General features: G+C 71.1%; 23 protein-coding genes. 10 read left to right on the top strand and 13 right to left on the bottom strand.

The features are described from left to right. The coding region (locus tag Q9G87_RS57565) for an ATP-binding protein (protein ID WP_371825999.1) at positions 1–410 on the bottom strand (410 nt) is incomplete at its 3' end. A gap of 397 nt (positions 411–807) precedes the next feature. Here Q9G87_RS57565 and Q9G87_RS57560 point away from each other — a divergent pair. Next, on the top strand, positions 808–1,536 hold the full coding sequence (locus Q9G87_RS57560; protein WP_305925166.1) for a dienelactone hydrolase family protein: 729 nt from the start codon (positions 808–810) through the stop codon (positions 1,534–1,536). Here the strand turns inward: Q9G87_RS57560 and Q9G87_RS57555 are convergent. Genes Q9G87_RS57555 through Q9G87_RS57545 form a run of 3 tightly spaced genes read right to left on the bottom strand, consistent with a single transcriptional unit; the run spans position 1,524 to position 6,264 of the window. Further along, the gene (locus Q9G87_RS57555; RefSeq protein WP_305925165.1) at positions 1,524–2,264 is read right to left on the bottom strand and encodes an ABC transporter ATP-binding protein; all 741 of its coding nucleotides are present in this window, start codon (positions 2,262–2,264) and stop codon (positions 1,524–1,526) included. The two genes, Q9G87_RS57560 and Q9G87_RS57555, sit on opposite strands and share 13 nt — an antisense overlap. 2 nt (positions 2,265–2,266) lie before the next feature. Next, the gene (locus Q9G87_RS57550) at positions 2,267–5,017 is read right to left on the bottom strand and encodes an ABC transporter permease subunit (protein ID WP_305925164.1); all 2,751 of its coding nucleotides are present in this window, start codon (positions 5,015–5,017) and stop codon (positions 2,267–2,269) included. Next, positions 5,014–6,264 (bottom strand): ABC transporter substrate-binding protein, encoded by a 1,251-nt coding sequence (locus Q9G87_RS57545; protein ID WP_305925163.1) that lies wholly within the window; start codon positions 6,262–6,264, stop codon positions 5,014–5,016. The genes Q9G87_RS57550 and Q9G87_RS57545 overlap by 4 nt, the downstream gene beginning before the upstream one ends. Positions 6,265–6,393: 129 nt before the next feature. On the opposite strand from Q9G87_RS57545, the gene Q9G87_RS57540 reads away from it, so the two are divergent. Both Q9G87_RS57540 and Q9G87_RS57535 read left to right on the top strand, forming a co-directional pair. Further along, entirely contained in the window at positions 6,394–7,482 is a 1,089-nt protein-coding gene (locus tag Q9G87_RS57540; RefSeq protein ID WP_305925162.1) for an alcohol dehydrogenase catalytic domain-containing protein, read from the top strand. Between the two features lie 15 nt (positions 7,483–7,497). Next, complete coding sequence (locus tag Q9G87_RS57535; protein ID WP_305925161.1) at positions 7,498–7,989, top strand: cupin domain-containing protein; 492 nt, start codon at positions 7,498–7,500, stop codon at positions 7,987–7,989. Between the two features lie 177 nt (positions 7,990–8,166). On the opposite strand, the gene Q9G87_RS57530 is transcribed toward Q9G87_RS57535, so the two are convergent. After that, on the bottom strand, positions 8,167–8,367 hold the full coding sequence (locus Q9G87_RS57530) for a hypothetical protein (protein ID WP_305925160.1): 201 nt from the start codon (positions 8,365–8,367) through the stop codon (positions 8,167–8,169). Positions 8,368–8,550: 183 nt separating this feature from the next. After that, positions 8,551–9,153, bottom strand: coding sequence for a TetR/AcrR family transcriptional regulator (locus Q9G87_RS57525; RefSeq protein ID WP_305925159.1), 603 nt, complete (start codon positions 9,151–9,153; stop codon positions 8,551–8,553). Positions 9,154–9,233: 80 nt separating this feature from the next. Between Q9G87_RS57525 and Q9G87_RS57520 the strand changes: the two genes are divergently transcribed. Then, on the top strand, positions 9,234–9,461 hold the full coding sequence (locus tag Q9G87_RS57520; protein WP_305925158.1) for an SDR family NAD(P)-dependent oxidoreductase: 228 nt from the start codon (positions 9,234–9,236) through the stop codon (positions 9,459–9,461). 197 nt (positions 9,462–9,658) lie between these two features. On the opposite strand, the gene Q9G87_RS57515 is transcribed toward Q9G87_RS57520, so the two are convergent. Beyond that, complete coding sequence (locus tag Q9G87_RS57515) at positions 9,659–11,875, bottom strand: MMPL family transporter (protein WP_305925157.1); 2,217 nt, start codon at positions 11,873–11,875, stop codon at positions 9,659–9,661. Between the two features lie 98 nt (positions 11,876–11,973). Here Q9G87_RS57515 and Q9G87_RS57510 point away from each other — a divergent pair, with 98 nt between their 5' ends. Next, positions 11,974–12,495 carry a TetR/AcrR family transcriptional regulator gene (locus Q9G87_RS57510; RefSeq protein WP_305925156.1) on the top strand — a complete coding sequence of 174 codons (522 nt, stop codon included), beginning with the start codon at positions 11,974–11,976 and terminating at the stop codon, positions 12,493–12,495. Here the strand turns inward: Q9G87_RS57510 and Q9G87_RS57505 are convergent. Next, on the bottom strand, positions 12,492–13,589 hold the full coding sequence (locus Q9G87_RS57505) for an ROK family transcriptional regulator (RefSeq protein ID WP_305925155.1): 1,098 nt from the start codon (positions 13,587–13,589) through the stop codon (positions 12,492–12,494). The two genes, Q9G87_RS57510 and Q9G87_RS57505, sit on opposite strands and share 4 nt — an antisense overlap. A 109-nt stretch (positions 13,590–13,698) precedes the next feature. On the opposite strand from Q9G87_RS57505, the gene Q9G87_RS57500 reads away from it, so the two are divergent. Next, the gene (locus Q9G87_RS57500; protein WP_305925154.1) at positions 13,699–14,928 is read left to right on the top strand and encodes a Gfo/Idh/MocA family protein; all 1,230 of its coding nucleotides are present in this window, start codon (positions 13,699–13,701) and stop codon (positions 14,926–14,928) included. 33 nt (positions 14,929–14,961) lie between these two features. On the opposite strand, the gene Q9G87_RS57495 is transcribed toward Q9G87_RS57500, so the two are convergent. From Q9G87_RS57495 to Q9G87_RS57485, 3 genes are all read right to left on the bottom strand, one after another. Next, complete coding sequence (locus Q9G87_RS57495; protein WP_305925153.1) at positions 14,962–16,911, bottom strand: protein kinase domain-containing protein; 1,950 nt, start codon at positions 16,909–16,911, stop codon at positions 14,962–14,964. A 109-nt stretch (positions 16,912–17,020) separates the two neighbouring features. Next, entirely contained in the window at positions 17,021–18,547 is a 1,527-nt protein-coding gene (locus Q9G87_RS57490; RefSeq protein ID WP_305925152.1) for a serine/threonine protein kinase, read from the bottom strand. A gap of 21 nt (positions 18,548–18,568) precedes the next feature. Next, positions 18,569–19,378, bottom strand: a complete 810-nt coding sequence (locus Q9G87_RS57485) for an LLM class F420-dependent oxidoreductase (protein WP_305925151.1) — start codon at positions 19,376–19,378, stop codon at positions 18,569–18,571. A gap of 88 nt (positions 19,379–19,466) precedes the next feature. Between Q9G87_RS57485 and Q9G87_RS57480 the strand changes: the two genes are divergently transcribed. Both Q9G87_RS57480 and Q9G87_RS57475 read left to right on the top strand, forming a co-directional pair. Then, positions 19,467–20,714 carry an LLM class flavin-dependent oxidoreductase gene (locus tag Q9G87_RS57480; RefSeq protein WP_305925150.1) on the top strand — a complete coding sequence of 416 codons (1,248 nt, stop codon included), beginning with the start codon at positions 19,467–19,469 and terminating at the stop codon, positions 20,712–20,714. After that, positions 20,711–21,580, top strand: coding sequence for a TIGR03619 family F420-dependent LLM class oxidoreductase (locus Q9G87_RS57475; protein WP_305925149.1), 870 nt, complete (start codon positions 20,711–20,713; stop codon positions 21,578–21,580). The genes Q9G87_RS57480 and Q9G87_RS57475 overlap by 4 nt, the downstream gene beginning before the upstream one ends. A gap of 10 nt (positions 21,581–21,590) precedes the next feature. Here Q9G87_RS57475 and Q9G87_RS57470 read toward each other — a convergent pair whose 3' ends face one another. Then, positions 21,591–22,136, bottom strand: a complete 546-nt coding sequence (locus tag Q9G87_RS57470; RefSeq protein WP_305925148.1) for a TetR/AcrR family transcriptional regulator — start codon at positions 22,134–22,136, stop codon at positions 21,591–21,593. A 66-nt stretch (positions 22,137–22,202) separates the two neighbouring features. Here Q9G87_RS57470 and Q9G87_RS57465 point away from each other — a divergent pair, with 66 nt between their 5' ends. Next, on the top strand, positions 22,203–22,745 hold the full coding sequence (locus Q9G87_RS57465; protein ID WP_305925147.1) for an SRPBCC family protein: 543 nt from the start codon (positions 22,203–22,205) through the stop codon (positions 22,743–22,745). Here the strand turns inward: Q9G87_RS57465 and Q9G87_RS57460 are convergent. Continuing rightward, entirely contained in the window at positions 22,742–23,203 is a 462-nt protein-coding gene (locus tag Q9G87_RS57460) for a MarR family winged helix-turn-helix transcriptional regulator (RefSeq protein ID WP_305925146.1), read from the bottom strand. The two genes, Q9G87_RS57465 and Q9G87_RS57460, sit on opposite strands and share 4 nt — an antisense overlap. 54 nt (positions 23,204–23,257) lie before the next feature. Here Q9G87_RS57460 and Q9G87_RS57455 point away from each other — a divergent pair, with 54 nt between their 5' ends. Then, a complete protein-coding gene (locus tag Q9G87_RS57455; RefSeq protein WP_305925145.1) occupies positions 23,258–24,430 on the top strand; it encodes an FAD-dependent oxidoreductase in 1,173 nt (390 codons plus the stop codon). The last annotated feature ends 3 nt before the right edge of the window (positions 24,431–24,433 follow it).

Below are 24,433 nucleotides of genomic sequence, written 5' to 3'. Positions count from 1 at the left end.
CGCAGCGGCAACACCTTCAGCGCCCCCGCCCATCCCGGATCCGCCTGCCAGCGCATATCCGGCGGGTATCGCCCCGCGATCACCACCAGCGCCCCCATGGGCACCCGCGGCAGGAACCGCTCGCGCAACCATCCCTCCAAGCCCTGAATGCGTTCGAAGCCGTCGACCACCAGCACCGCGTCCGCATCACGAAGCACCAGCTCGGCCTCGGCCTCGAACGCCGCCGGCGACGGCTCCAGCGTGCGCCCGTCGACCGTGGACACCGGCCGCCCGGCCAGCATGGCCTCGTGCGCGAACCGCCGCAGCAAGGCCGACTTGCCGATGCCGCCGGGACCGTGCACATATAGAACGCTGCAGCCGCCGCCGTACAACGCCGCGTCGAAAACCGCGAGCTCTTCCTCCCGGCCCACGAACACCCTCTCGCGCGCTGCTTGCAGGCGCGATCCCAGCAATGCCGACTTATTGCTACTCCCCGATGACATTTCCTAACCCCTCTCCGAACACCCGGTCGATGATGCTGTTGAGTGCCGGTCCGAGCTCTCGGACGCGCCGGTCGGATTTCTCCATGGTCCTTGTTTGACTATACGAACCTGTGGATGGTTCACCAGGACACACCATGGCTCTTCGCCCTTTTTTCTCCCGAAACCACGAGAGGCACCTTCACCGCCGGCGTAAAACGCGAAATCAATCCACTCAATGCGCGGATCGTTCATCTGATGAATTCGCATTCCGTCCAAGGTGATGGAGGGCCAGAGGTTTAAGCCCGGGGCCCGGGTATTCGGGAGCGCCGTGGGCATGCTGACCAGCATGTGCCATTCCACCGACAGCAGGCCGCCAGCACCGCCGATCCAGGGCGAGGTGGCCTCACATGAGCAGATAGAGCTGACCGCCGCCGACGGCAATCGTTTCCTCGCCTACCGGGCCGAGCCCGCCGAGTGGAACGGGCGCAGCGTGGTGATCATGCCTGACGTCCGCGGATTGCACCCGTTCTACAGGGACCTGGCGGTGCGGTTCGCCGAGGCGGGGTTCCGTACGATCGCGATCGACTACTTCGGCCGTACGGCGGGCCTCGGCGACCGCGGCGACGACTTCGACTACATGACCCACGTCAAGCAGCTGAGCAGCGACCAGGTCAGGGCGGACGTGCGCGCGGCCACCGAGGAACTGGACGGGCCGGTCTTCACGGTGGGCTTCTGCATGGGCGGCGCCCAGTCGTGGCGGCAGGCCTTCGAGGGCAACGGCCTGGCCGGCGGCATCGGCTTCTATGGCGCCCTCCGGGCGATCCAGGAGACCCCGACCGGTCCGGGCGCGCCCATCCTGCTGCTCAGGGGCGGGGCGGACACGGCGTCGACGCCGGCGGAGTTCGACGCGTTCACGGCCGCGCTGGACCGGGTCGGCACCGAGCACGAGACCCACATTTACGACGGCGCTCCGCATTCGTTCTTCGACCGCTCGTACGGCGAGTGGGCGGAGGCGTGCCAGGACGCCTGGCGCCAGATCCTGTCGTTCACCGAGCGCCACGCTCAGCCCAAGTAGGCGGCCCGGACGACCGGGTTCTCCCTGATCTCGGCCGGCGTGCCGGTGGCGATCACCTTGCCGAGGTCGAGCACGACGATCCGGTCACAGGTGTCCATGACGAAGCCCATGTCATGCTCGACGAGCAGCACGGTCGTGTTCAGCGACCTGACGACCGCGCCCAGGCGGGTGGTCTGACCGGCGTCGAGTCCGGAGGTGGGCTCGTCGAGCAGGAGCAGCCTGGGCCGGTCGGCTAGGGCCCTGGCCAGCTCGACGAGCCGGCGCTGCCCGACCGGGAGCGCGGCGGCGTACGCGTCGCGCAGCCCGTCGAGTGCGCACAGCCGCAGAACCTCGTTCACGCGCTCGCGCCGCTCGCGCTCGTGCCGCCGCCGGCCCGGCCAGCCGACCAGGTCGGCGGCGAGCCCGCCACCGCCGCCGTGCCAGTCGAGCGCGGCCAGCACGTTGTCGGCGACGGTGAGCCGGCCGAACACCTGGGTGCGCTGGAACGTGCGGCGCAGCCCGGCTCTGGCCCGCTTGACCGGCGACATCCCGGTGACGTCCCGGCCCGCCACGCTGACCCGCCCCGCGCTCGGCCTGCGCAGCCCGGACACCACGTCGAAGAGCGTGGTCTTGCCCGCCCCGTTCGGCCCGATGACGCCGCAGACCTGCCCGGCGGCGACCTCGAACGACACCTGATCGAGCGCCCTGACCCCACCGAATGCCACCGACACACCGTCAACGGCCAGCATGGTCATCGCACCCCCAGGTAAGCGGCGGCCAGCCGTTCGCTGTCCACCTCGGAGCGGGGCCCGGCCCACGTGACGCTGCCCAGCTGCATGAACGCCACCCGGTCGGCGATGGCGAGGGCCTCCGTGGCCTTCTCCTCGACCAGCAGCAGCGCCACCCCGCGCTCGCGCAGCTCGGCGAACACCTCGAAGATCTGCCGCACCACCAGCGGCGCCAGCCCGAGTGACGGCTCGTCCGCGATCAGGACGCGGGGTGGCCGCACCAGCGCCGGGGCGAGGGTGAGCAGTTGCTGCTCGCCGCCGGACAGGGCGCCGGCGAGCACGCCGCGGCGTTCGGCCAGCTGGGGCAACCGGTCGTAGACCGGTTCGGGGCCGGGCAGCCAGGTCCGGAGGTTCTCCTCCACGGTGAGTCCCGGGAACACGCCGCGTCCTTCGGGGGCCAGCAGGATGCCGGCGCGGGCTCTGCGGTGGGCGGGCCAGGCGGTGACATCCTCACCGTCCAGCAGGATCCGGCCGGCGGCGACCGGCAGATCGCCGGCGGCGGCCGCGCAGGTGGTGGACTTGCCCGCGCCGTTGGCGCCGAGCAGCGCCACGACCTCGCCGGGGCGGACGGCCAGATCCACGCCACGCAGCACGGTGCAGTCCTGGTAGCCGGCGACGATGCCGTCCAGCACGAGCAACGACCGCGCGCCACCGGCCGCCACGGGGACTGATGTCGCGCCGTCGGCCACCGCTGAAACCACCGCCGCGCCGTCGGCCACCGCTGGGACCACCGCCGCGCCGTCGGCCGCTGCTGAGACCACCGCCGTACCATCGGCCGCCGCTGAAACCACTGCTTCCATGCGAGGGCGGGCGGCGGTGGCCTTCGTACGGCGGCGGTGGCGGAGCTCTGCCATCTGGGCGAGCACCCCGTCGGGATGCTTGGCGAGAATCATGCCGCCGAGCCCGAACAGGATGGCCCCGACGTGCGCGGACAAGCCCCACGTGGACAGCAGCTCGGGCGTGACGACCGCGATGAGCCCGCCGAGCACCGCGCCCCCGATCCGGCGCACCCCCTGCAGCACCACCACGGCCAGCCACACGAAGCCGGCGAAGGCCGGCAGGTCGGTGGCGGTGATCGAGCCCTTCGCGACCGCGAACAACACCCCGCCGAGACCGGCGATCGCCGACGCCAGCACGAACAGCATGATCTTGGTACGCGGGGCGGACAACCCGGACGTCGTCGCGGCGGCCGGGGCGGACCGCACGGCCAGGATGGCCCGCCCGGACGCGGACCGCTCCAGGTTCCGCACCAGCAGCGCCACGAGCCCGATGAGCACGAGCAGCACCACCACCAGCACCCGCGGGTCGGAGGTGTCGGCGAAGCCGAAGCCGAGCGCGGGCAGCGGCCACCCGATGGTCCCGTTGCTGAACGCGTCCACCTGGAACAACACCTGGTCGGCCAGCAGCGCCAGGGCCAGCGTGGCGAGTGTCAGCACCCGCCCGCCCAGCCGCAGTGCGGGCAGCGCCACCAGCATGCCGACGGCGGCCGCCGCCAGCACGCCCAGCAGGATCGCCGCGAAGAACGGCAGCCCGGAGGAGAACGCCCATCCGCAGGTCAGCGCCGCCATCGAGGCGAAGGCCGCCTGCGCCAGGTTGACCATGCCGCCGATCCCGGTCACCACCACGAACGAGCAGAAGATCAGCGCCAGCACGAGCCCCTGCGCGGCGATCCCCACGTAGTACTCCGGCGCCAGGAAGGTGAAGCCCACCAGGAGGACCAGGCTCACCGCCCAGGGCAGGCGCCGCCGCCACGGTGGCAGCCCAGCCAGGTGGTCGGGCGGCGGGGCGTCCTCGGCCGCGCTGCCCGCGATCCGCTCGCGTGACCTGTTCAGCAGCACGAGCCCGGCGAACAGCAGGATCACCGGCACAGCGGTACGCAGCCCGGTGACCTCCTCCAGGAAGTCGGTGTAGCCGGCGACCAGGTTCTGGACCACGCCGAGCGCCAGCCCGGCGGCGAACGTCCAGGGGATCGACAGCAGCCGCCCGAACACCGCGGCCGTGGCCGAGGCGAACAACAACACCGTGTACGCCGTCGCGTCCAGCCCCAGCACCGACACCGCCAGCACCCCGGCCAGCCCCGCGAGCCCGGAGCCGAGCATCCAGGCCAGCGCCGAGGTGGCGTCGGCGTCGATGCCCCGCAGCGTGGCCAGGCGGCGGCGGTCGACCGAGGCCCGCATGCGCAGCCCGTACGGGGTGTGCCGCATGAACGCCCACAACCCGGCCGCGGCCACCGCCGAGAAGGCGAACGTGATGAGCTGGTCGGTGTCCAGGCGCACGCTCTGTATGCCGAAGGGCACGTCGAACGCCACGGCCGGGTGCGGCCCGACGCCGCGTGGCAGCGAGGTCGCGTCCGCGGGCGGCAGCCCGGTCAGGTCCACGACCAGCAGGCCCAGCGCGGGCAGCGCGATCGTCAGCCCGATCGTGGCGACGATCTGCGCCGTCTCCCCCGCCTGGGCGAGCCCGCGGAACATGGACTTGTGCAGCACGTACCCGAGCGCGGGCGCGAACAGCACCACCGCGATCAGAGCCGACAACCAGGCGGGCAGCCCGGCGGCCGTGGTGAGCTCGTAGAACAGCAGGGCGGACAGGAAACCGAGCGCGCCGTGGGCGAAGTTGAACACCCCGGTCGCGGCGTACGAGAGCGTCAGGCCCGACCCCATGATCGCGAAGATGGCGCCGGTGACCAGGCCGCTGAGCACATAGCCAAGGATCATTTGAGCGGCACGTTGTCGAAGCACTTCATGCTCTTGGCCACCTGGAAGGCGCCGTTCTCCAGCTTGACCAGGGCGCCGCAGCCGTTCGGCTCGCTGTGATCCTTGGGATACTGGATCCTGCCGAAGCCGGCGTTCTCGTAGGCGTACGAGCCGTTGCCGGTGGCCAGGAACTTCTCCCTGGTCAGGTCCTTGCCGGTCTTGTCGAGCATGTCGAGGAAGATGTCGGCGGCCCAGTAGCCGATCGCCAGGTGCTGGGTGAGCACCGTGCCGGGGGCGACCTTCTCGACGTCCTGCTTGAGCTGCGCGATCTCAGGGGCGGTCGACTCGAAGGGCTCGAACATCGGCGCGGCGATCACGCCCTCGAGGGCCTGCGCGCTGGCCGGGTCCTTGAGGATGGCCGCGTCGTAGCTGGTGGCGTCCGTGAGCACGCCCTTGTAGCCAGCGCGCTTGAGCGCCGAGTACAGGCCGACGTTGAACTTGGTGCCGGCGATCACCGAGACCACGATGTCGGGGGCCTTGCCGCCGTTGGAGGTCATGATCTTGTTGACGTACGGGAGCCAGTCGGGTGGCGGGGCGGCGGCCGGGAGGCCGGAGTTCACGCCGACCAGCTTGAAGCCGGCCGCGGTGAACGACTGGGAGATCGTCGTACCGCCGTACTTGCTGCCGCTGGAGTCGCTGGTCTGCACGTAGACGCTCTTCCCTTCGGCGCCGCCGAGCAGGTCGGCCATCTGGCGGCCCCACCAGGTCTGCGATCCGGCACCCTGCTTGGGCGCCAGGCAGCCGTTGTAGCCGAAGCCGGTCTTGGTGCCGCACCACTGCGGCCCCGTCGCCCAGCCGAACCACGGCACGCCCTGCTGCTCCAGGAAGGCGGCGCCGCCGAAGTTGGGCGCGTGCACCGGGACCAGGGCGAACACCTGGTCCTTCTGCACAAGCTTCTTGGCCGCCGCGTCGCCCTTGGCCGCGTCCTGCCCATCGTCCTCGGCGCCGAGGAACTCGATCTTCCGTCCGTGCACACCGCCCTCGGCGTTGGCCCGCTCGAGCCTGGCCTTGGCGCCGATCTCGGCGTCCTTGGTCGAGTATCCGCTGGCACTGGTCTTGGTCAGCACGCCGCCGACCTTGATCGTCGTGCCGGTCACGCCTGGCACGGCCGCACCCTCCTGCTGAGTCGCGGCCTTCTGCTGGGCCGCGCACCCGGTGACGAGCAGCGCCACCGTGAGCGCCGCCGCCCCACCCCGCCGTACGATCATGATTGCCTCGCGATTTGGCCTAGCGCTCGCTTGGTTTTCCGCCAAGCGTAAATTCGCCCAGAAGGGGCGTCAACGGCCTACCTAGCAATCGCTTGCTTACAATTCGGCACCGGGGTTACCGTGTGGCGCATGCTGATGCGCGCGGCGGTGCTGACCGGGTTCCACTCGCCCATGGAGATCCGCGAGGTGGAGATCGCCGACCCTGGACCCGGCGAGGTCCGCGTGCAGATCAAGGCGTCCGGTGTGTGCGGCTCCGACCTCAAGGCCATCGACGGCAAGAGCCCAGTGGTCAGCAGGTTGCCGTTCATCCTCGGACACGAGAGCTCGGGCGTGGTGGAGAGCGTCGGCGCGGGCGTCACCTCCGTCACGCCCGGCGACCACGTCATCATCTCGATGAACGGTCCCTGCGGCCGCTGCCGCCCGTGCGGTGCCGGCCGCTTCCACCTGTGCGCGGGCCCCGCCCGGCTGCCGACCATCATGGGCGGCCTGCCCAGGATCACCCTCGACGGCCAGGAGACGCGGCGCTTCATCGGCATCGGCTCGTTCGCCGAGTACGCGGTCGTGAGCGAGGCCATGTGCGTGAAGCTGCGCCGAAGTGTGCCGTTCGCCGCCGGGTGCCTGCTGGCCTGCGGGGTCGTGACCGGCGTCGGCGCGGTCCTGAACGTGGCCGAGGTTCCGCCCGGCGCCTCCGTCCTCGTCGTCGGCTGCGGCGGGGTGGGACTCAACGTCATCCAGGGCGCGGTGCTCGCGGGCGCGACCACGATCATCGCGGCCGACGTGGCCGAGCACAAACTCAAGCTGGCGCTGCAGTTCGGCGCCACCGCGACCCTGCTCGCCGGGGACCTGCCCAAGCAGGTGGCCGAGCTGGTGACGGGCGGCGTCGACTACGCCTTCGACGCGACGGGAGTGCCCGGCGTGCTGGCGCAGGCGTTCGCGGCGACCCAGCCGGGCGGCACCACGGTCATGGTCGGCAGCCCGCCGACGGGGCAGCCACTGGAGCTCGACCCGGGCCTGCTGTTCGCCTCCCGCCGCCTCATGGGCACCCAGGGCGGCGACGCCGCGCCGCACCGCGACCTGCCCATGCTGGCCGCTCAATACCTGCGAGGCCGCCTGGACCTGGACGGCCTGATCTCCGAGCGCCTCCCGCTCGACCAGATCAACGAGGCCGTCGCCCACGTCCGCCAGGGGACCGTTGCCCGCACCGTGATCACGTTCTGACGCTATCCTGCCGACATGTCCTATCCCGAGCCCCGATACCTGGCTGAAACCGGTGAGCACAGCGGCGTCTTCCATCCGGCCAACAGGCCGCCTGACCTGAAAATAGGCACTGGGACGCAGGTGCACTACCTCGGCACAGGTGGCTCGACCAACGGCGCGTTCGGCCTGTACCGGTGGGAGATGGGCCCGGCCCCGTCCGGCCCCGGTGCGCACTTCCACCGGACGATGACCGAGTCGTTCTACGTGCTGTCCGGCACCATCCGCCTCTTCAACGGCGACCAGTGGGCCGACGGCAAGCCGGGTGACTTCCTTTTCGTGCCGGAGGGCGGCGTGCATGCCTTCCGCAACGAATCCGGAGAGCCCGCGTCGATGCTGATCCTCTTCACCCCGGGCGCGCCCCGTGAGGCCTACTTCGAGGAGCTCGCCGACATCGTGGCCACCGGCCGCCAGCTCACACCTGAAGAGTGGACCGACGTGTACCTGCGTCACGACCAGTACATGGTGTGATCGCCCGCCAGCCCCCTGTGGCACCACGGCCACAACGCGACCAACGGAGCCGTCGGCTGGGTCCCGGCCTGCCATCGAGCCTCGCCTGCCGCTGAGTGAGCGAGGCCCGAAGCGTGGCCTCACTGAGCATAAAGTGCCTCCCGGATGGGCCCGCCAGGCATTATCGCCGCAGAGGCGTCAGGAGGCTGGGGCGTGCTCGGCAGTGATGTGGGCGGAGGGCTCAGGAAGCGGAGGGCTCACGAAGAGCGTCGCCAGACCGACCAGGAAACGATCGCCCCGACTGGCGCCGCCGAGACCGAGCGCGCCGTGCAACGCCTCCGCCTGCTGCGGCGGCAACGCCTCGATGTGCTCGACGAACGGGCGCAGCAGCAGGTGCAAGGCGGCGAACGGCAGATCCGCCGATGACCGACTGCTCCGCCTGACGCCCGTACAACATGGCACTCCAAGAAAACGGTTGCCCGAAATAGGACCAGTGTTGACGCAAAGGCGCTCACCCGCCCGCGGGCACGACGACGGAGAGGAGGAGGACTGACCGAGCCGATCTGGCTGGAATGGACGCGGTCAGGTGACGGATTGCGCCACCAAGGCCATGGCCTGCCGCATGGCGTTCCGTACCTCGTCGGGTCCGTCGCCGCGCTGCAGCGCGGTCAGTGCGGATGCGCTGATCGCGCCCACCATCGCGCCGACCAGGGCGGAGGCGGTGATCGTGTCGAGCCTGTCGGGGAATGCCCGTTGCAGCGCCTGGGCCAGTTCGGCCTGCGCGGTGAGGTATCGCTGCAGCAGCCGGGCCTGCAGCGCCGGCACTGAGGCCGTCAGCCGTGCCCGAAGTGCCGCGAGTCCGCTGGGGAGGTCGCTGACCCAGGTGTTGGCGATCATCAGGTCCATCGCCCGCACCAGCACGTCGGGCAGCCGTTCCTCGACCTGGCGCTCGGCGATCGCCTGCAGCGCCAGGTCGACGCGCACGTCGGCGTTGGCCAGGAGCGCGTCCTCCTTGGCCTGGAAATGGAGGAAGAAGGTGCGGGGCGACACCTCCGCGGCGTCGGCGATCTCAGCCACGGTCACGTGGTCGTAGCCCTTGTCCTCGAACAGGCGAACCGCCGCCTCGATCAGCGCCTGCCGGGTGCGCTGCTTCTTACGCTCCCGCAATCCCTGTTTCTCCACCACGCAGGGCAGTCTATTTCATCTTCCGAATTGATGCATACTATGAATCGCTACATAGACTGCAGCCACTGAAGGGTGATCACATGGGAAGTCTGGACGGACGCGTCGTCCTTATCACCGGAGCAGGGCGCGGCATTGGGCGCGAGGAGGCGTTGTTCTTCGCCGCCGAAGGCGCCAAAGTCGTCGTCAACGACCCCGGCGTCGCCATCGACGGCACGGGCGGCGACGCCGGCGTGGCCGCGAAGGTCGTCGAGGACATCACTGCCCGCGGCGGGCAGGCCGTGGCCAGCACCGACAGCGTCGCCGACTAGGACGGCGCCCGCCGCATGGTGGAGACGGCCCTACAGTCCTTCGGCGACCGAGGCGGGGGTCCACGCCCAGATATTGTCGGTGCGGGGCGGAACGGTCGCGGTCAACCACGGTTGGTCCCTCGGCGACCACATCCACATCTCCGGCGGCAGTTCAACGCGGTGATGTGGCGGTTTCGTACGGGCAGTCCGTACCGGCCCTAGACGCCCGCCCCGACGGGCTCCCGGCGCTCGGCGACCGGCTCGTCCTCCTCCTCGTGCCCCTCCACGGACAGGTTCGGCAGGAGCCGGTCCAGCCAGCGCGGGCACCACCAGTTCCAGCGCCCGAGGATCACCATCGTGGCGGGCACCAGGAAACCGCGGATGATCGTGGCGTCCACCGCGATCGCCACCGCCAGCCCCACCCCGAACGTCTTCACCATGGCGTCCGGGTAGGCGATGAACGCCACGAACACGGCCACCATGATCAGCGCGGCGGAGGTGATCACCCGGCCCGTCGAGCCGAGCCCTTCCGCCACCGCCCGCGCGTTGTCCCCATGCCGCGCGTACGCCTGCCGCACCGCCGTCAGCAGGAACACCTCGTAGTCCATCGACAGCCCGAACAACACCGCGAACAGCAGCAGCGGCACATAACTCTCGACCGGCACCGAGAAGAAGATCGTCTGCAGGTAGGAGGAGTCCGCTGGCGGGTCCATGCCCACCAGCCCGCTGCCGAGCCCGAACGAGAACACCAGCGCCAGCGAACCGAACGCGGCCCCGAGCGAGACCAGGTTCATCACCGCGGACTTGATCGCGACGACCGGCGCGCGGAAGGCCAGCAGCAGGAGCAGGGCGCTGAGCAGCACCACCACGCCGATGACCAGCGGGGTGCGCTCGGCCATGCGATCGCCCGCGTCGGTGAGCCCGGCGACCTTCCCGCCGACGTGCACGTCGACGCCGGGCACCGTGATGGCCCTGATGTCCCTGACGACGCCCGCGGCCCGGCTGTCGCTGGGGGCGTAGTCCGTGACGGTCTGCAGCAGGACCGCGCGGCCGGAGGTGTTGACCTTGGGGTCGGCCACGTGCGCGACCCCGTCGACGGCCTTCACCTCGCGGGCGATCTCCGCCACGAGCGGGTCCTTCGCGCTCTCGACCTTCGACGGCAGCTCGGCGACCACGATCAGCCCGCCGTTGGCGCCGGGGCCGAAGCCGGTGGCCATGAGCTCGTACGCGCGCCGGGAGTCCGAGCCCTGGGCGGCATACCCCTCGTCGAGCGGGCCCAGCTTGAGCCCGAGCGCCGGGGCGGCCAGCGCGCCCAGCACGGCGACGCTGGCCAGCAGCGTCCCCCACGGGCGGCGCGCCACCCACGCCCCCAGCCCCGCCCAGCCTGTGCCGGAGGAGCCGCCGCCGCGCAGGAGCGGCACCTTGAGCGCGTTGACGCGGTGGCCGAGCAGCCCGAGCAGGGCCGGGACGAGCGTGATCGAGGTCAGCACGGCGGCGACGACGGAGATGCCGGTCACCCAGCCGAGCGTGGCCAGCAGCGGGAAACCGGCCAGCATGAGCGCGCTCAGCGCGATGATCACCGTACCGCCGGCGAAGACGACGGCGCCGCCCGAGCTCGCCACGGTACGCCGTACCGACTCCACGACCGGCACCCCTTGGGCCAGCAGGCGGCGATGGCGCGACAGCAGGAACAACGCGTAGTCGATCCCGACGCCGAGCCCGATCATGGTGGCCATGATCCCGGCCTGCTTGGGCATGTCCACGACCCAGCCGAGCAGCCCGATCACGCCGAGCCCCGACGCCACGCTGACCAGCGCGGCGAAGATCGGGATCATCGCGGCCACCAGCGTCCCGAAGGCGAACACCAGCACCAGCAGCGCGCAGACCACGCCGATGATCTCGCTGGGCCCGGTCTTGATCTCCTTGTCCGCGGGGGTCGAGGCGTCGGCGGGCACTACCTCCATCCCGGCGGCCCTGGCCGGGTCGGCGGCCTTCGACAGCGCCTGCGTGGTCTCGGAGAGCTTGTCCGGGTCGTGGCCCTCCATACGGATCGTGATGAGGCCGATCTGCAGGTTGGAGGCGATGCCGCCCCTGCGGAACGGCGTGTCCACCTGCACGACGTGGTCCATCGTCCGCAGGCGGTCGATGGAGCGCTCCACCGCCTGCTTACGCTCTTCCTCGGCGAGGGGGCCGTCGGCGGAGTACACCAGGAGCTGGACCGTGCCACCCTGCGCGTAACCGGGGCCGAAGCCCTCCTTCATGAGGTCGTGCGCGCGCTGCGCGTCGGTGCCGGGGATGCTCGCGTCGTTGCTGGTGGGGCTGCTGAAGGCGAGGTTGGCGCCCATCAGCGCGGCGGCCGCGAGCACCCATAACGCCAGTACGATCTTGCCGTGCCGCGCGCACCAGCCGCCCAGCCGTCCCAGCAACCGCGTCATCGCTCAGCCCCCACTCGACGGCCGTCCTGTACGGTCGTACAGGACATACGATGAGCGGGGTATGTTACGGAACGCGTACCCGGCGGGAAAATGAGACGATGACCACAGCCGACGACACCCGCAGCCGCATCCTGGCCGCGGCCAGAGAGCTGTTCGCCGAGCGCGGCTACGCGGCCACGTCCCTGGCCGACATCGCCGCCGCCGTCGGCCTGACCAAGACCGCCGTCGCCTACCACTTTCACCCGAAGGACCGCCTGGCCGCCGAGCTGCTCTCGCCGGCGGCGGACGACATGCTCCAGCTCCTCGGCGCCGACCACGCGACCCGGGACGACTTCGTCGAGGCCCTGGTCTCGTTCGCGGTGCGCTACCGCTCGGTGATCCGCCTGTTCATGGAGGACCTGTCCGCCGACGACTCCGTCTCGCCGGGCTCGAAGCGGGATACGGTCAGGACGTTCAGGGACGAGATCCACGCCAAGCTCGTGGGCGACGATCCCGGCCCGGACGTCCGGCTCAAGAGCTGGGCGCTGCTCGGCGCGCTGCTGTGGGGCGTGGTCAAGACCATGGACCTGCCCGAGGACCAGGTGCGCGCCGTGCTCCTCGAGTCCTGCCGCGCCTTCTAAAGACCGAGGATCTCCCGCTCGACGTGGTCGAGTGCGAGGCGTACCGCGCCCAGGGCCACCCCTTCGTCCCCGAAGGTGGACGCGACCACCTCGGGCGCGCTCACACACAGCTCGGCCAGGTGCCGACGGAGCGGTTCGAGCAGCACGTCGCCGGCGCGCGAGTAGCCGCCGCCGAGCACCAGCAGGTCCGGATCGATGGCCAGGACGAGCGCCGAGGCGCCGATCGCGAGATTCTCCGCGTAGCGGTCCACCCGGCGCGCGGCGTCCGGCTCACCCCGCAGCGCCGCCTCGAACACCTCCGCCGCCGAGGCGTCCTTGACCAGCTCGCGGGCGGCGTCCTCCCACCCGACCTGGCGCAGCGTGCCGATCTCACCCGCCGCCCCGCTGCGCCCGGGATGCAGGCGGCCGCCGATCAGGATGCCGGCGCCCGCCCGGTGGCCGATCAGCACGTACACGACGTCGGAGGCATGCTGCGCGCTGCCGCGCCAGTGCTCGGCCAGCGCCGCGAGGTTGGCGTCGTTGGCGGCCAGCGCGGTGCCGCCGAACCAGCGCCCGGCCAACCCCGCCAGGTCCACCCCGGTCCAGCCGGGCAACGTGATCGACAGTGACACCCGGCCGGTGCGGTCCACGATGCCCGAAGTCCCCGCCGCCACCGCCCACACGTGCTTGCGTGCCACACCCGCGCTGTCCACGCACGTCAGCGCCGTGCGCCGGGCCGCCTCCAGCCGCTCATGCGCGGCGGCGTCGCCGGAGACGCCGGCGCGCTGCCAGGCGATCACCTCGCCACTGAGATCGGCCAGCGCCGCGACGATGCCGTCGCCGCCGACCTCCACGCCCACCACGTAGCCGGCGTCCGCCCGGAACCCGAACCGGCGCGCGGGCCGCCCCATCACGCCCTCGTCGGGCGGCACCTCCTTGACGAAGCCGCGCTCGCTCAGCTCGTCGAGCACCGCCTCCACCGTCTGCCTGGACAGCCCGGTGACGCGGCCGAGCTGCGTCAGCGTGGCCACGCCCTCGCGCCGCAGGGCCCTGAGCGTGACCTGGGTATTCACCTTGCGCAGCAGCGACGCGTCACCCGGCCGGAGCTCGGTCAACTTATGAGACCCTTTCTCATAACTGCCTCATAGCTGTCCATTGACGTCTATCAGCCAGGATCCTAGCATCGACCGACATACGTGAATTGGTTACATAAGTGGAGGCGCAATGGTGACTCTCGCCGTGGTCGGCGCGGGCTCTCGGGGGACCGGCTACGCCCGCCACGCCGTCGACAGCGGCCGGGCGCGCGTGGTCGCCGTGGCCGATCCGCTGGACAGCCGGCGCGAACGGTTTCCCGAGGCCGCGCAGTACGCGGACTGGCGCGAGCTGGCCGCGCTGCCCCGCCAGGCGGACGCCCTGATCATCGCCACTCAGGATCGCGACCACGTCGAGCCTGCGGTCCGCTTCGCCGAGCTCGGCTACGACATCCTGCTGGAGAAGCCGATGGCGGTCTCCGAGGACGACTGCCGGGCGATCGTCGCGGCCGCCGAGCGGTCCGGCGCGGTCTTCGCGGTCTGCCACGTGCTGCGTTACACGCCGTACACGCGGGCGTTGAAGGCGCTGCTCGACGCCGGCCGGATCGGCGAGATCGTCAGCATCCAGCACCTGGAGCCGGTCGGGTGGTGGCACCAGGCGCACTCGTACGTGCGGGGCAACTGGCGGCGTACGGACGAATCCACGTTCATGCTGCTCGCCAAGTCCTGCCACGACCTCGACTGGCTGGTCCACCTGACCGGCAAGCAGGTCACCCGCGTCTCCTCGTTCGGCGGGCTCCAGCACTTCCGCCCCGAGAACCGGCCCGCCGGCGCGGCCGACCGCTGCCTGGACTGCGCGGTCGAGCCCGGCTGCCCGTACTCCGCCAAGCGCATCTACCTGCCGCTGACCGGGCGGACGGTGTGGCCGCTGTCGGTGCTCACCGACGACGTCACCGAGGAGGGCGTGCTGGCGGCCCTCAGGACCGGCCCGTACGGCAGGTGCGTGTACGCCTGCGACAACGACGTGGTCGACCACCAGGTGGTGAACATGGAGTTCGAGGGCGGCGCGACCGCGTCGTTCACCATGACGGCCTTCACCCCGTCCCTGCACCGGCAGACCCGGATCTTCGGCACCCGAGGGTGGATCGAGGGCGACGGCGACCGCCTGAACGTCGTCGACTTCGTCACCGGCCGGTCCGAGACCGTCGAGACCCGCCCCACAGGGGACGCGACGGCCAGGGGCGGCCATGGGGGCGGTGACGAGGCGCTGGTGGAGGCGTTCCTGACCGCGGTCGCCACGAGAGACCGCGCGCCGATCCTCTCCTCGCCGGCCGAGAGCCTGCACAGCCACCTCATCGCCTGGGCCGCCGAGAGGTCGCGGCTGCACGGCGAAACCGTATCCCTGGAAGAAACCCCCCGATGAAGGCACGCCCGATCACGCTGCGCGGCAGGGCCGTCACTGGCCGGAGATGGCGCCGGTCGGGCCTTCCGACGGCTCCGTGGGGTCGGGGCCCGACTGGCCCTGGAGCCCGACGACGATCAGCACCGAGGTTCCCGGCGCCGCGCAGGTGCCCGGCGGGACGCTCTGGCTGAGGACCATCCCCACACGTGACTCGTCCTCTACGACCTGGCCCTGGAACCGCGCCCGGAACCCGGCCGCCGCCAGCGCGCCCTGCCCTTCCTCCCGGCTCTTGCCCACGACGGACGGTACGGCGGCACCTCTGCGAGCCACCGTGAGCGCGACCGGGGTGCCGCCTGTCACCCGCTTCCCGGCCTGGGGTTGCGTGCTGAGCACCTGCCCGTTCGGCTGGTCGGAGCAGGCACGGGTGACGGTGCCGACGGCGAGGCCGGCACCGGTCAGGGCGGACTCGGCGGCCCTGCGCTGGAGGCCGACCACGGAGGGCACGGCCAGGCCCGCCGACACCTGGAGCGTGACAGTGCTGCCCTTGGGCACGGCCGAGCCTGAGGCGGGTTTACTGCTCAGCACCTGGCCGATCTTCTGCGGCGAGTCGACCTGGGTCACCGTCCCGGCCACCAGTCCCGCCTGTTTGATGGCTTTGATCGCCTTGGCACGATCCAGCCCGGCCAGGGGCGGGACGGGGACCGTCACCGGCGGCGCCGCTGAGGAGTCGACAGGCGGCTTGCGGGCCTCCTGCGTTTCCTTGGGTTTGGCGGGGGACGACTTCTCGGCGGAGGGCGTGGACGGCGCGGGCTCCGATTGCGCGGGCGGGGCCGGTCTTGCCACCTGTGCGGCGGGCTCGTTCTTGTTCAGGTTGGGGACGACCAGGGCGAACAGCACGGCGGCGGTCACCAGCAGGGCAGCGCAGACGGCGACGGCCGCCCGCGGCCACCTCCTCCTGTCATGGTCCTCCGTGTCAACGGTCCGCACGCCGTCGTCGCCCGCCCCGGAAGCGGACGCGGTGCCGGGCTCGGATGCCGTCGCCGGGTCCGAGGACTGAGCGCCCGTGGTCCGGCCCGGCAACAAGTAGCCTCCCGGCAGCCCGGTGGCCTCCGGTTCGGCGACGGGAGTCCGGGGCTCGGGGACCAGGGGCGGGGTGAGCCGCAGGATGTGCGGCGGCGGCGTGCCAAGCACCTCGGCCGGCAACTCCTCCGACTCCCCCAGCAGCTCGAACAGCAACTCCCTGCTGGTCGGCCGGTTCCTTGCGTCCTTGTCCAGGCAGGACTCCACCAGCCGCCGCAGCCGCCCCTCCAGCAACCCCAGCTCCGGCGGCGCGGTCAGGATGCGGTGCAGCACCGGCGCCACCGAGTCCTGCCCGAACGGCGCCGTCGCGTTGGCCGCGAAGCACATCGTCGCACCCCACGAGAACACATCCGCCTGGCCCGTGACGGCCGACGCCGTGATCTGCTCCGGCGCCATGTAGGCGGGCGTCCCCACGCCCCTGCCACTCACCGTGGCCGCCGCGTCCAGCGCCCTGGCCAGGCCGAAGTCGATCACCCGCGGCCCGTCCGGCCCGAGCAACACGTTCTGGGGCTTGAAGTCCCGATGGACGATGCCCGCGCGGTGGATGGCCGTGATCGCGGTCGCGGTGCTGACCGCCAGCCGCTCCAGCGCCCCGCCGCGTCGCGGCCCGGTCAGCGCGACCTCCCTGGCCAGCGACGGCCCGTCGACGTATTCGCTCACGATGTACGGCCGGCCCTCGTCGAACCCGGCGTCGATCACCTGCGCCGTGCAGAACCTTGCCACATGCTTGGCCAGCTCGACTTCCCGTAAGAACGCCGCCCGCTCGTCGCCCACCGGTCCGTGCAGCAGCTTGACCGCGTACGTCTCCCCGCCCCGCGAACCGAGGAACACCGCGCCTTGACCACCCTCGCCCAGACGCCCGGAAAGCGCGTACTCTCCGAGTCGCTGCGGGTCCCCCGTTCTGAGCGGCTGTGCCGTTGGCACGGGGCGCCTCCCCTCGCCGCCACCCCACTTCTGCTCTCTACTGAAAGCAACGGATTGCCACCAGTCAACGGTGCTCAGGGCAATCGCGGCCTGACCGTGATACAGCGGGTCAAGAGGTACGGGTGACCGTGCCCGAATACGTCACTTCGTCCTTACCTTGGCGCGTCACCTTGATGGCCATCTGGTCGGCGTACGACGTCGGGAACATGCGCAACGTGCCCGGATAACATTCCTCGCCCACGACCTGATCGAGCGCGAACACCATCCCGGTCCCCGTTCGCCCCAGCCGCCCCGAGCAGTGCAGGTCGGCCCCCCATCGCATGGCCCCGCCCTCGGCGCCCAGGCGCAGCTCGACGGGGAAGATCCGCTGGGCGGTGAAGTGCTCGGCCGAGCCCGTCCACGTGCCCTCCAGCCCGGGCCCCTGCGCACCGCGCTGCCAGAACACGAAGCCGGCCACCCCCATGGCCAGCCCGGCCGCCGCCACCCCCATCTGCCAGGCCCGGGGCCGCCGGCGGGGGCGCTCCGGCTGCGGCGAGGTGCGGGCGACCGTGGGGAAGCTGGTGGTCGGATCGGGGTCTGTGACCGATCCCCCCGTGGTGGTGACGCCCGCGCCCAGCCCGCCCGTCACCGAGCCAACGGCCGCGGACAGCCCACTGCCGGAGGCTGTGGACACGGATCCGGAGCCGGAAGCTGCGGGCGCCGGTCCAGGGCCGGAAGCTGCGGGCGCGGGGCCGGAGCCGGAAGCTGCGGGCGCGGGGCCGGAGGCCGGGAGTGTGGGGGTGGAGCGCGGGAGGGCGGCCATCGCGCCCGACGACAGCACGTCCTCGCCTGCCGCGTCCTGCCCCAGCAACCACCGCAGCACTTCCTCGGCGTCCGGCCGGTCCCCCGGCTCGGGCGCCAGGCACGCCTCCACGATCTCGCGCAGCCGCCCGCTCAGCGGCCCCAGGTGCGGCTTCCCGTACAGGATCCTGGCCAGGACCTCCTGATAGGTGTCCGCCGTGTACGAGTGCCGCCCGGTCGCGGTGTACGCGACGGTCAGCCCCCACGCCCACAGGTCGGCGGCCGGCCCGGCGGGCTCGCCCTTGATGCGCTCGGGCGGCAGGTATGCCGGCGTCCCGACGGGAATCTGGCTGGTGGTCGCGGTAGTGGTGTTGACCAGCCGGGACACCCCGAAATCGATCACCCGCGGCCCGTCGAGCCCGAGCAGCACGTTGCCCGGCTTGAAGTCCCGGTGCACGACGCCGGCCCGGTGGATGGCGCCGAGCGCGGTGGCGGTGCCGATGGCCAGGCGTTCCAGGGATCCGCCCTGCCGCGGCCCCTTGGCGAGCACGTGTTGCTGGAGCGACGGCCCCTCGACGTACTCGCTGACCAGATAGGGCCGGTCTCCTTCGAGGTCGGCGTCGAGCAACTGGGCCGTGCAGAACGCGGCCACCCGCCGCACCGCCTCCACCTCGCCCAGGAATCGGCGGCGCATGTCGGGGTCACCGGACAGGCTGGCGTGCAGCAGCTTGATCGCGACCTGCGCCCCCTGCGGCGAATGGCCGAGGTAGACGACGCCCTGGCCGCCCTGACCGAGCCTGCGCGACAACCGGTACGCCCCAAGCTGACGTGGGTCATCGGTTCGTAGCTCGGACATATTTCGGCATTATGCCGTCCCTTAGATCAGTTGCGCGTAATCATCCAGGAGAGGCAGCAGGGTGTCGGCCGGGCCGCTGGGCAACGTGGCCACCGCCTCGTGGATGCCGAGCCCGGCGAAGTAGTCGAGCTTCTCCCTGGTCGGCCGCGTGCCGAACGGGATCACCTCGGCCATCGGCCGCTCCGCCTTCTCGCACGCCTCGCGCAACGCCGGCAGCGCGGCCTTGATGCCGGCGCCGCCGATCGGCATCCAGCCGTCGGCGTACTCGGCGACGTGGGCGAACAGCTTCGGCCCCGCGGCGCCGCCCACGTAGACCGGCGGGCCGCTGATCGGCTTCGGCCAGCACCAGGACGGCTCGAAGCCGTCGAAGGAGGCCACCTCGTCGCGCCAGAGTGCCCGCATCGCCAGCACGTTGCGCCTGGCCACCTCGCGGCGGCGGGCGTACGGGACGCCGTGGTTCTCGATCTCCTCCACGTTCCAGCCGAAGCCGACGCCGACCGCGACCCGCCCGCCCGACAAGTGGTCCAGCGTGGCGATGGCCTTGGCGGTCACGATGGGATCGCGCTGGGCGGCCAGCAGGATGCCGGTGCCGACGCGCAGCCGGCGGGTCGCGGCGGCGGCGAACGAGAGTGCGACCAGGGGGTCGAGCGTGCGCTTGTACTCCTCGGGCAGCTCGTTCTGCCCGGCGGCGGGCGGCGTGCGGCGCGAGACCGGGATGTGGGTGTGCTCGGGCAGCCAAAGGGAGTCGAAACCGCGTTCCTCGGCCGCCCTGGCGAGCTCGTCGATCGGCATCGCCAGATCCGTGGCGAACATCGTGACGCCCAGTCTCATGCGCCCTCCTCGTAGTTAACCAAGCGATTGCTCGGCTAAGATTTCCAGAGTAGCTTGCAGAGGAACCGTCCGCGGAAAGAGGTCCCCGGTGAAGTTTTCCATCTTCCTGAATCCGCAGATTCCAGGCTCTGGATATGCAGCCGAGGAGAACGCCAAGGCCAAGCGCCCCATCGGGCGGGACACGGAGTCGTACCAGAGGCTGCTGCACGAGGTCCGGGAGATCGCCGTCCACGCCGACCAAATCGGGTTCGACGCGCTGATGATGACCGAGCACCACTTCCACTCCGAGGGCATGGAGTTCTCCGTCAATCCACTGATGTTCCTCACCGACCTCGCCGCGCGTACGGAGCGGATCCTGCTCGCGCCGCTCGGCCTGGTGCTGCCCGCGTGGGACCCGATCAGGGCGGCCGAGGACGTCGCGCTGCTCGACCAGTTCAGCAAGGGACGGCTGCGGCTGGGCGTGGCACGTGGTTACCAGAACCGCTGGATGAACGTCCTGGGCCAGCGCTGGCACGCCGCCGCCGCCCGTTCGGACGGGTCGGCGTCCGACACCCGTAACTTCGACGTCTTCGGCGAGGTGCTGAAGATCATGAAGCTGGCGTGGACCGAGGAGACCCTGCGGTACAAGTCCGACGTGCTCGACTATCAGGTGCCCTACCCGTACGAGGGCATCGAGGGCTGGCCCGCCCAGGAGTGGACCCGGACCTTCGGCGCGCCCGCGGAGCTGGACGACGAGGGCAAGGTGGTGGCCGTGTCGGTCTGCCCGCGACCGTACCAGAACCCGCACCCCGAGCTGTGGCAGCCCTTCACGATCTCCGACCGGTCGGTCATCAGGGCCGCGCAGGAGAACATCCTGCCGTGGATGTTCACCCCCAACCCGGACGACCACGCCGCCAAGGCCAAGCTCTACCAGGAGGAGTCCGCCAAGCAGGGCCGCCACTACAAGCTGGGCGAGCACACCGGCATCCTGAAGATCGTCGGGATCGCGGACACCACCGAGCAGGCGATCAACACCTTCGGCCGCAGCATCCCCAAGGACTTCGCCGCCTTCTTCGGCCCCTTCGGATATCTGGAGGTGCTGCGGAAGAAGGAGGACGAGAAGCACAAGCCGATCTCCCCGGAGAAGGGCGACGCCAAGCGCATGAACGACGTCGAGATGGCGCTGTTCGGCACGCCCGACGACGTCAAGCGCGGCATCCAGCGCATGCTCGACCGGATGCCGGACCTGGAGTGGTTCGGGCTCTACATGCAGGGGCAGCAGGGCGTGCTGCCGCTCGACACGGTCAAGCGCAACCTTGAGCTGTTCGCCACCAAGGTCGCCCCGGAGTTTCGATGAAGATCTGGCTGGGGGCCTCGTTCGTCGACGCCGGCCAGTTCGTGGAGCTGGCCCGGGCGGCCGAGCGGTGCGGGTTCGACACGCTGACGCTGTCGGACCACCTCTTCTACGCCGACTTCGCCACACCGTACCCCTACTCGCGGTCGGGACGGCCGCGCTGGGACGCCACGACGCACTGGCCGGACGTGTGGGTGACGATCGGGGCGATGGCGGCGGTCACCACGTCCCTGCGCTTCTCGCCGAACGTCTACATCGCCCCCGCCCGCGACCTGCTCACCGTGGCGAAGCAGGTGTCCACGGCGGCGGTGTTGTCCCGCGACCGGGTGACGTTCGGAGTGGGCGTGGGGTGGTGCAAGGAGGAGTTCGTCGCCACAGGACAGGACTTCCAGACGCGGGGGCGGCGGCTGGACGCCATGCTTCCCGTGCTGCGCTCGCTCTGGGCGGGCGAGACGGTCAGCCTGGACGGCCTCCCGCCCCTGTCGATCTCACCGACCCCCGCCCAGCGCATCCCGGTGTACGTGGGCGGCGACAGCGAGGCGGCCCTGCGGCGGGCGGCCCGCGCCGGCGACGGCTGGATCGGCAACCGCATCTACACGGAGGAGCAGCTCGACCCCGTGCTCGACACGCTGCGCCGGCACCTCGACGAGAACGGCAGGACGGGGCCGTTCGACATCATCGCGCCGCTCGCCGTGCTGCCGGACGCGGAAACCTACCGTCATTTCGCCGCCAAGGGCGTGACCGGCACGCTGGCCGCCCCGTGGTGGCTGGCCACCCCGGAGGAGAAGTCACGGTACGGCGAGGGCACACTCGAGCTCAAGATCGCCACCATGGAACGCTTCGCGGAGGAGGTCATCGCGAAGCTCTGATGCTGCGGAGTCAGGCCGGCGGGAGGCCGAGCTCGGCCATGAGCGTGTCAACCAGGTCGAGCGGCGGCTCCGCCACCACCCCGACGCGGGCCAGCGCCGCGAGCCCCAGGTAGCCGCCGTACCCGGCCAGCACCCGCCGGCGGGCCTCCGCCGGCGGCTGCCCGGCCTCCTCCAACGTGGCCTGCATATACGCGAGCCGCCGCTCGCTCACCCGCCGCACCACCGCCCCCACCACTGGATCGTCGGCCTCGCTGATCAGCCGGAACGAGATGGCCGCGTCCCGCCCGCTCCCCAGGGCACCTTCGAGCAGCATCCGCATGCGCGCCACCGGATCACGCACCGCCTCCAGCCCGGCGATGATCTCCTCGGTCTCGGCCTCCCAGCGCCACAGCGCCGCCTCCACCAGCGCATGCCGGTTGGCGAAGTGCCAGTAGAAGCTGCCTTTCGACACGCCCAGCCGCACGGCCACCGGCTCGACGGCGACGGCGGCGAGCCCGCCTTCCGCCAGCGCGTCCAGCGCGGCCCGCGCCCAGTCATCCGCGTTCAACCGGCCCACCCGCCCAGCCTGCCATACGGCACCGTATAGTCAGTACCATACGCATCCGTATGGAAGAGGTGGCCCATGTCCCAGCTCGCCGACCGGCTCATCCCCCGCCCCGACGCCGCCGAACGCCACTCCATCGTGATCAATGCCCCGCGCGAGCGCGTCTGGGACGCCCTCACCCACCTGCGATCGTCGGACGTCCGCCTCGCCAAGCCGCTCTTCGCCGCCCGTGCGCTGGTCTCGCGGTCACGCGGCGGCCGGCCCCATCCCGGCATGTCCGCCTTCACGCTCCTGGCCGAGGACCCGGGCCGCGAGGTGGTCCTGGGCACGGTCGGCCAGTGGTGGCGCCTGGGCCGCGCCGAGGACACGCCGTCCATCACGACCGCCGGCGACTTCGACGCTTTCGACCGCCCGGGCTACGCGAAGGGCACGTTCAGCTTCGTGCTGGAGGAGGCGGGCTCCGGGCGAGTGCGGCTGGTGACCGAGACCCGCGTCCTGGCCACAAGCTCGGCCGCACGACGGGCGTTCCTGCGGTATTGGGCGGTGATCCGTCTCGGCAGCGGCCTGGTCCGCCACATCATCCTGTCCGCCGTCCGCGCCCGCGCCACCCAAGCGCCCTAGGCGTCCGGCCCATCAGTGAGGTTCTTCATGATGCGCCGCAGCATGTCCGTCACCTGCGCGACCTCATCGGGCGAGAACCCCGCGAAGACCTGGTGACTGATCTTCCCGAAGACGGGCGGCAGCCGGGGCACCAGCGCCTGCCCTTCGTCCGTCAGCTCGATGACGATCGAACGCCGGTCCTCCGGATGCCGCTCCCGCCGCAGCAGCCCTTTGGCCTCTAGCCGGTCGAGCAGCCGCGTCATCCCGGCGGTGTCCGTACCGAGCTGGCTTTTCAGCAGGCTGGGCGTGCTGCCGCCGCGCGCCGCGTGCAGCAGCAGAGCGGCCTGTTGCGCCGTGAGACCGAGCGGCGCGAGACGCCGCTCGGTCTCGGTGTTGAGCTCCCTGCCCACCTGCACGAGCAGCGACCCTCCCCCCAGGACCAGTTCGAACGTCGACTGCGGCACGCGGTTCTCCGTCATCTCCCGAGAGTACCCCGCATGGACATTTGCTGTCACGACAGCTACAGTCGCGACATGGACATGACACATGTTTTGATCGTGGGAGGCGGAATCGCTGGATTGTGCCTTGCCCAGGGCCTGCGGAAGGCAGGTCTCGGCGTCACCCTCTTCGAACGCGGCCCTTCGGCCGGCCATCGGCCTCAGGGGTATCGCATCAGCCTGAAGGAGACCGGCGTGGAGGCGCTGCGCGCCTGCCTGCCGGCTGACCTGTTCGAGCTGGCCGTGGCCACCTCGATCCGCCCGGCCACCCGCATGATCTTCATGGAGACCGACCTGCGACCCAAGTTCTCCAGGGACATCCCCGAGGGCGACGGCCTGGGGGTCAACCGGCTCACGCTCCGGGAGATCCTCATGACCGGGCTGGAGGATTGTGTGCGTTTCGGGATGGACTATCAGCGGTACGAGCGGCTCGATGACGGCCGGATCCGCGCTCACTTCGGCGGCGGGCAGAGTGTTGACGGGGACCTGCTCGTGGGGGCCGAGGGTGCCCGCTCGCGGGTGCGGGCCCAGCTCCTGCCCGAGGCCGTGGTGGACGAGCTCAACTGGGTGCTTTACGGGAGGACCTGGATCACGCCCGAGCTACTGGCCGATACGCCCTCGGAGCTGGTCGACTCCTTCAACCGGGTCATCGCCCCGGACGGCCGGGCCATCTCCATCGCCACCTGCCGGACGCTCACCCCCGTGCCCGAGGCCGTCGCCCGGCATGCTCCCGGTGCGCAGATCACGGACCTCCCCGGGTATTTCTCCTGGACGATGAGCGTGCCCGGCCCCCGGCCCGACGGCATGGCGCCCGCCGAGCTGCACCGGCTGGCCATGGACACGGTGCGGGGGTGGCACGAAGGGGTCCAGCGCATCGTGCGGGAGGCGGATGTCGAAGCGACGTTCGTCCTGCAGGTCTACTCGGCGCAGCGGGTGGAGCCGTGGGAGGAGCCGGCCGTCACGCTGGTCGGGGACGCCGTCCACAGTATGAGCCCGGGACGGGGTGAAGGGGCCAACGTGGGGCTCCGTGATGCGCGGGAGCTGAGCGAGGCGCTCGCCGGGGCGGTGGCAGGCGGGCAGCGGATCGGCGCTGCGAAGGCCGGTTACGAGCGCCGCATGCTCGACTACGCCTTCGCCGCGGTCGAGGCCTCACGTGAGCACCCCTTCGCCCCCGGCCCCCCGCGGCCCACCCCCTGGGATGGGCGATAACCT

Source organism: Nonomuraea turcica (genome assembly GCF_030718205.1).
Taxonomy (GTDB): Bacteria; Actinomycetota; Actinomycetes; order Streptosporangiales; family Streptosporangiaceae; genus Nonomuraea.
The sequence above is the reverse complement of the archived record's forward strand: the minus strand, read 5'-3'. Positions and strand labels throughout refer to the sequence as shown.